The organism is Sodalis-like endosymbiont of Proechinophthirus fluctus, from assembly GCF_001602625.1.
GTDB lineage: Bacteria > Pseudomonadota > Gammaproteobacteria > Enterobacterales > Enterobacteriaceae.
This window is the reverse complement of record NZ_LECR01000046.1, coordinates 41,463-47,177: the sequence shown is the minus strand read 5'-3', so window position 1 is coordinate 47,177 and position 5,715 is coordinate 41,463. Positions and strand designations below refer to the sequence as shown.

Sequence of the window (5,715 nt, the reverse complement as noted above, 5' to 3'; positions counted from 1 at the left end):
AGGCGCAAGTAGCGCTCAGCGGACTTTTCGCCAGCGTCCCCGATGCAGCGCATCCGGTGGCGCATCACCAGGAAACGACGCTACTCTTTTTCAATTTGCCCACGCCGCGCTTCTTGCTTATCACCACACCGGTGGTACGCGACGCGCTGCAACACCAGCTGGAAGGTCAGGCCCAGCTTAACGACAGCCGGCAATGGCTGGCTCTGGACATCGAAGCGGGCTATCCGGTTATCGACAGTGCCAACGGCGCACAGTTTATCCCACAGGCGACCAATATCCAGGCGTTGGACGGCATTAGTTTTAATAAAGGCTGCTATGTCGGTCAGGAAATGGTAGCGCGTGCCAAATATCGTGGCGCCAATAAACGTTCCCTGTACTGGTTGGCGGGCAAATCCTACCATCTCCCCGCCGCCGGCGACGATTTGGAACTCAAAATAGGCGACAATTGGCGGCGGACCGGTACGGTGCTGGCTGCCTGTCAGTTGGAAGATAGCAGCGTCTGGATACAGGCGGTGCTAAATAACGATTTAGAGCCTGACAGCATGCTACGCGTTCGCGGCGACGACGCCGGCGTGTTAGCCATATGTCCGCTTCCGTACGTTATCGGCAAGTGATCGGCTGAGCGCCTTAAGCAGCGCTCGGCCGCTGGTAAGAGAGCGGACCGGTAAATTGCGCGGCGGGCGGTCATACATGGCCGGCAGCAAGGGGAGTTACCGGTTGGAAAGTGCGGCGGACCATGAGAAAAACAGATAGATCGCTAGAAAGTGACAAACGGGTCCCTCCCGGCACAAAGCCATGCCATATAGCATGGTTAAACGGTATCCGTTCCCAGACGTAGAAAACCAAGCCCAGTGAGTAGATCACGCCCCGCTGCCAGCAGCGCCGCGCCTCCCCGGCGAGTAAACGCTGCACCAGCTGATAAATGACCACCAGCTATAACCAGCCCATGGTTAAATGCGTGATGATGGATATCATACGAAAGCAATGCACGAGCACACGAAAGCAATGCACGAACACCAGTTTGAAAAGGACGCACACCGCCGCCATCACCCAAGATGACCACCATCAGCCAGTTAGCTGGCGGGGCGGGGCTAGGCCTATCAATAAAAACAGCGTAGATTAACAGGTAAATCGCGCAGTGGGTCGACCTTTTTCAGCTAGCTTTTAGCTGTCGGATGTGGATGGCGTGGTAAAGTGTCGAGGCCAGATACAGCAAGATCATACTGCTTCCGTAAAGGCTACAGCTGGTCACCGAGAGCGCGTTAGCGACGATTTCGCCTGCCTGATTGAGCACGAGAACCAGATCGACAATACCAGATATCACCCCACGCTGTGACTGACGCTATTGGCTATCTTTTCCGCCAAAGAGTAGCTTTTAGCTAATATTTTTTCTCATAGATTATCTTACCTCTACAAACGGTGCGTTCGTCCGCCGTACGCGCGCAATACATATTGTACGCGCGCAATACATATTGTAATTGACAGGCAATTCGATGTACATTTGTACTCTGAAATAAACCTTGAGGAAATACAGAGGCGCCGCTGTCCAGGGCACGGCTATTCCGGCAGAATTCATGGGTAAATTGGCCTACACTAGGCCACTCAAATGGATTAACAGTAGGAGAGTTAATACTACGGAGCACAAGTTGGCACTTTGCGATCACAGTGATGGTTCTCGCTCCCATGCCGACGCCAGTGTCGATATCACTCGCGTGACACAAATAGCGCTGGCTCACAACATCGTCGAAGGCTCACAACATCGTCAAAATCGATGCCGGCGACATGCTAGGATCTACGATCTCGCTGGACGCGAGTCGCTCCAAACGATGGAAGAAGAGGAAGCATAGCGGCTGTTCGGGCTGCTGGCGACGACGAAGCGTCGCCAGTTTCGTGAATTATGGCTTGGAACATGAGGCGGGAGAAATCCAGGCGCCAGTTTCGTCCTGATAACTGATAGGCTTATACCGATGCTAATGAACCTGCATAGCCAAGGGCAGAGCTGGGCTAAGAACGGCATAACCCTCGAACAGGTGCCGACGCTATCACCGATGTCTATCCGGCGCTGTGGGCGCATCTTACCCGGCACCTGCAGCAGGTGCAACAGTAAGGTTGGCTAGAATAACATAGCGGACGGTGATATCTTCGCCGGGACAATGTTTATATGCGTATACCGACCGGATTGGTGCCCGCCTCAGGGCGTCTCTTAACGGTAGTTTTACGGCAGGCTTTGGTAGTGCGGGTGCTGGCATCTATTCGTAATGCTTAAACATAATCGCCGATGGGCACGCAGGAGCAAAAAAATTACGGTCGCCATAAACATCATTCAGCCGTTTTACCGCCGGCCAGTATTTATCGCCATACCAGGCTGGGAAAACCATAACCTAGCGGTCGTACGGATGATAATGCCACTCGACGGCCATCTCACTCTAGGCATGGGACGCGTTCACCAGTGGATTATCGATCGCCGGCCAGATACCCGTCCGCTATCTGCTGGATTTCGGCGCGGATCGACAGCATCGCTTCAATGAAGCGATCGAGCTCCAGCTAGCTTTCCAATTCGGTGGGCTTCTACCACCAGCGTACCGGCCACCTGGAAAAGTAAAGATATAGTTATCGTATAGTAGATCAAGAGGTTGGTGATATCCATTTCGCTGATGCAGGTGGCCTCTTCAGCGGTCGGATATCCAGGATACATTCGTGGCCCACGTGACTGTCGTGTCCGGTATACAACACCGGATAAGCCTGCTGCAACTAGTTGGCTTGTTCTAATCCTTCCGCGCCCATTATACGGATATACATCCAATTGATGGGTAAGATCGACGCGCTACAGAGACGCGCTACAGAACAGTGCCTTGATGACGGCGTCCTGGCAGGTTAAAACACACCTTCCAGTTCCACCACTGAATGACCAGGGAAGAACGGGGCCAGATGCGCCTTCATACCGATGGGTCCCATGTCCTGACCGCTTGCCGTGGGGGATGCAGAAGGTTTTATTTAGGTTGAGATGCGATATATCGGCGCCACAATATAACCCGGCGACGTGATCCCCACCTGCGCATTTATATTAGCGCCGTCTAGATAGACCTGGTCGCCGTACTAATGGACTATCTGGCACACTTCACGGATGGTTTCTCCATAAACACCGTGGGTCGAGAGGGGTAGGTCACTATAATACAGGACAATTGCTCTCCTGCCTGCTCGGTCTTGACGCGCAAATCATGCAAATCAATGTTGCCATTCTTATCGCAGGCCAGCACGCGAGTTGGGCGATCATCTGTTAGTATATTGCAGCCTGCTCCTGAGGAGCGGACAAGGATACAGCTCAGCGAATTCCGACTGGGTAATATAGAGTGTCGTCTCAGCAGCGTTATGCTTCATCATACAGGATCCGAGCGGGATTATGTCGCTGTAGCCGGCATCCAAGCGCACCGATTACCAAGGATGTCCGTGGCACCCTGACCACCTTGCCAGGGGGCTTGTACATCTTCACGCACGGTTGTTTCGTAAAGGTGACGACTGCGCGCCATAAATATCGCTGCGCAAATTGATGCCGTCGGCACATCAGCGCGCGCCAGCAGGCTCACTTTATCAGCCACCTCAACGATCAGGGTATCGAACCAGCGATCGTGCCTGAACGTCAGGCCGACGTCGTGCAAGCCCCTCTCCCCTACCCAGAACATTATCAGTCGGGTGATACGCCCTGCGATGTGTTGAGCCCCTGTAGGCCTTTACAGACAGCATACAGACCAGCGATATTGGCCAGCAACACTTGTGAAGTACAAATGATCGAGTTCGCTTTTTCGCGGCGAATATGCTTCTCGCGCGTTTGCATTGCCATGCACAGTGCGATATCGTCGGTCGAGTCGCTGGAAACACCGATAATCATCCCCGGAATGGTGCGCTTCGTCTCATCACAGGCGGCGAAAAAGGCCGCTTGCGCGCTGCTACCGTAACCCATAGGCACGCCGAAGCACTACGAAGAACTGAACACTACATCGGCTTCCTGCGCGCCGGGCGCGGCCAGCAGTACCAACGAGAGTAAATCCGCCGCCACGCAGCTGATGATTTTGCGGCTGTTGAGCTCGGCATCAGGGCGCGATAGTCATGCAGCTCGCAGGTAGTGCCCACCTGCTGTAACAACACGCCGAAGAGATCTGGATGCTCCAGTGCTGCCTCTGCCTTATCTATCACCAGCACAAGGCCAAAGGTCAAAGGTGCCGACGGGGCGGGGTGCATGTATGACATCCAGGATTTGCGTAGGATTTGAGAATGCATATAGTCGGAGACGAAAGAGGTTGGCCTGCTTCGATTTGCTGGCGTGCTTGGCGAGCGCCATGACTTCGTCGGCCACGGTGGCTTCATCCAGCAGCGAGGCCGAGGCGATATCCAGACCTGTCAAATCCAGAATGTCAGCTGTTGAAAATTAAACAACGCTTCAAGCCTGCCATGCTTCAAGCCTGCCATGGGATACCTCGGACTGATAGGGAGTGTAGGCGGTGTATCAAGCCCAGGTTTTCCGGTATAATTACGCAGAATAACAGGCGGTGTCACCACTGCGCTTATAGCCCATGCAGATAAAGGATTTGTAGCGCTGGTTCTGACTAGCGATGGCCTTTATCTCCGCCAGTGCTTGCGCTTCCATCGTCAGCTCGCCCACCGCGGCAAGCATATTTGCCTATTGCGGTGCGGAAGGGCTGATATGACGCGTTATGAAGGCATCTTGATGTTCAAGTTGGCTGGAGGAGTCAGTGTTATGGACAACAATTCCTGCATACGGCATGGGATCGGAAAAGGGTAATCGCAAGGGGTGCCCGGGCAGTCACGGACGGGGAGTCAGCGTTATTAGTCTTCATCGATGGCGGATTGATAAGTGACGGCGTCGAGCAATTCATTCACTTCGCTATCATCAGCGGCTTTAAATCTTAAACAGCCAGCCATCGGTATAAGGCGCGCTGTTGACCAGCTCCGGCGACCTGTCGAGATCGTCGTTCGCCGCCAAGATTTCGCCGCCAATGGGCGTATAGATATACGATGCAGCTTTTACTGATTCCGCCACGGCGCAATCTTCATCGACGGAGAACGAGGCGCCAAGCCAATCTCTGGTAGGTCCATGAACATCATACCTCCCAACAGCTCCTGCGTATGCTCGGTAATCCCGACACAATAAAAAACGTCGTCGCCTTCGTTTAGCACCCACTCGTGGGATACGGTTATATTTTAATTCTGTCGGCACATTACTCATAGCTATCCTCGCTATGACAAAGTTAGTTATTTGCGCAACCGCTTTGCCGGCGCACACAAAACCGGGTTTTGTGACCTTAATCGGTATTTAGCAGTTACGGATTAACACTATCTTCTTGGCCGATGCCGGCCGGCACTCGCTCCAGCGCAATGCTGACGCCAAGAGTGGGCGAAAACGAGCCACTGGTGATGATGCCTTGCTGAATATTGCCGGAAGCTTCAGTAAAATGGACTGGCAGGCCATTTCGCAATACACCTTTTCGGTCATGAATAATCCGACTAATTGTTCGTCGCCGGCGTCGCGGCTGACCTTCGAGAGAGCCTGTCGCCCGATGAAATCACGGACCTCCGGCTACCAGGTAATGGTACAACCCATATTGGCCGCGAGCGGAGAAGTGCTTTCATCCATTTCATGGCAGCAAAGGCTTATTCCCACCTCCAGGCATAAAGTATCATGTACCCAAATCTATGGCT

7 protein-coding genes and 4 pseudogenes are annotated in these 5,715 nt (G+C 53.5%); 2 read left to right on the top strand and 9 right to left on the bottom strand.

The genetic code is table 11. The annotated features are described in order from the left end of the window. On the top strand, nucleotides 1-614 hold a 614-nt coding region (gene ygfZ / locus BG74_RS16995; protein WP_244267325.1), incomplete at its 5' end, for a tRNA-modifying protein YgfZ. 96 nt (nucleotides 615-710) lie between these two features. Here the strand turns inward: ygfZ and trhA are convergent. Continuing rightward, a pseudogene (gene trhA, locus BG74_RS05400) lies at nucleotides 711-1,386 on the bottom strand (PAQR family membrane homeostasis protein TrhA). A 260-nt stretch (nucleotides 1,387-1,646) separates the two neighbouring features. Between trhA and BG74_RS13285 the strand changes: the two are divergent. Further along, nucleotides 1,647-1,847 (top strand): hypothetical protein, encoded by a 201-nt coding sequence (locus tag BG74_RS13285; RefSeq protein ID WP_187202672.1) that lies wholly within the window; start codon nucleotides 1,647-1,649, stop codon nucleotides 1,845-1,847. A 415-nt stretch (nucleotides 1,848-2,262) separates the two neighbouring features. Here the strand turns inward: BG74_RS13285 and BG74_RS20580 are convergent. The 8 genes and pseudogenes from BG74_RS20580 to BG74_RS16990 all read right to left on the bottom strand — a co-directional run. Continuing rightward, nucleotides 2,263-3,257 (bottom strand): annotated as a pseudogene (locus tag BG74_RS20580) (glycine dehydrogenase (aminomethyl-transferring)); the annotation flags it as partial. A gap of 141 nt (nucleotides 3,258-3,398) precedes the next feature. Continuing rightward, nucleotides 3,399-3,680 (bottom strand): hypothetical protein, encoded by a 282-nt coding sequence (locus BG74_RS20575; protein ID WP_439895672.1) that lies wholly within the window; start codon nucleotides 3,678-3,680, stop codon nucleotides 3,399-3,401. A gap of 2 nt (nucleotides 3,681-3,682) precedes the next feature. Further along, nucleotides 3,683-3,958 carry a hypothetical protein gene (locus tag BG74_RS20570; RefSeq protein ID WP_439895671.1) on the bottom strand — a complete coding sequence of 92 codons (276 nt, stop codon included), beginning with the start codon at nucleotides 3,956-3,958 and terminating at the stop codon, nucleotides 3,683-3,685. A gap of 32 nt (nucleotides 3,959-3,990) precedes the next feature. Next, nucleotides 3,991-4,212 carry a hypothetical protein gene (locus BG74_RS20565; RefSeq protein ID WP_439895670.1) on the bottom strand — a complete coding sequence of 74 codons (222 nt, stop codon included), beginning with the start codon at nucleotides 4,210-4,212 and terminating at the stop codon, nucleotides 3,991-3,993. Continuing rightward, nucleotides 4,181-4,408 carry a hypothetical protein gene (locus BG74_RS20560; RefSeq protein WP_439895675.1) on the bottom strand — a complete coding sequence of 76 codons (228 nt, stop codon included), beginning with the start codon at nucleotides 4,406-4,408 and terminating at the stop codon, nucleotides 4,181-4,183. Before BG74_RS20560 ends, BG74_RS20565 begins: the two co-directional genes overlap by 32 nt. 117 nt (nucleotides 4,409-4,525) lie before the next feature. After that, on the bottom strand, nucleotides 4,526-4,669 hold the full coding sequence (locus BG74_RS20555; RefSeq protein WP_439895669.1) for a hypothetical protein: 144 nt from the start codon (nucleotides 4,667-4,669) through the stop codon (nucleotides 4,526-4,528). A gap of 173 nt (nucleotides 4,670-4,842) precedes the next feature. Further along, nucleotides 4,843-5,242: pseudogene (gene gcvH / locus BG74_RS05385) on the bottom strand (glycine cleavage system protein GcvH). Nucleotides 5,243-5,332: 90 nt separating this feature from the next. Beyond that, a pseudogene (locus tag BG74_RS16990) lies at nucleotides 5,333-5,695 on the bottom strand (glycine cleavage T C-terminal barrel domain-containing protein); the annotation flags it as partial. Nucleotides 5,696-5,715: the final 20 nt, after the last annotated feature.

What these genes read in the sequence shown, in the direction of transcription:
- BG74_RS20555 (WP_439895669.1), bottom strand. Translation starts at nt 4,669, where the DNA reads ATGCTTGCCGCGGTGGGCGAGCTGACGATGGAAGCGCAAGCACTGGCG.
- BG74_RS20570 (WP_439895671.1), bottom strand. Translation starts at nt 3,958, where the DNA reads ATGGGTTACGGTAGCAGCGCGCAAGCGGCCTTTTTCGCCGCCTGTGAT.
- BG74_RS20575 (WP_439895672.1), bottom strand. Translation starts at nt 3,680, where the DNA reads ATGTTCTGGGTAGGGGAGAGGGGCTTGCACGACGTCGGCCTGACGTTC.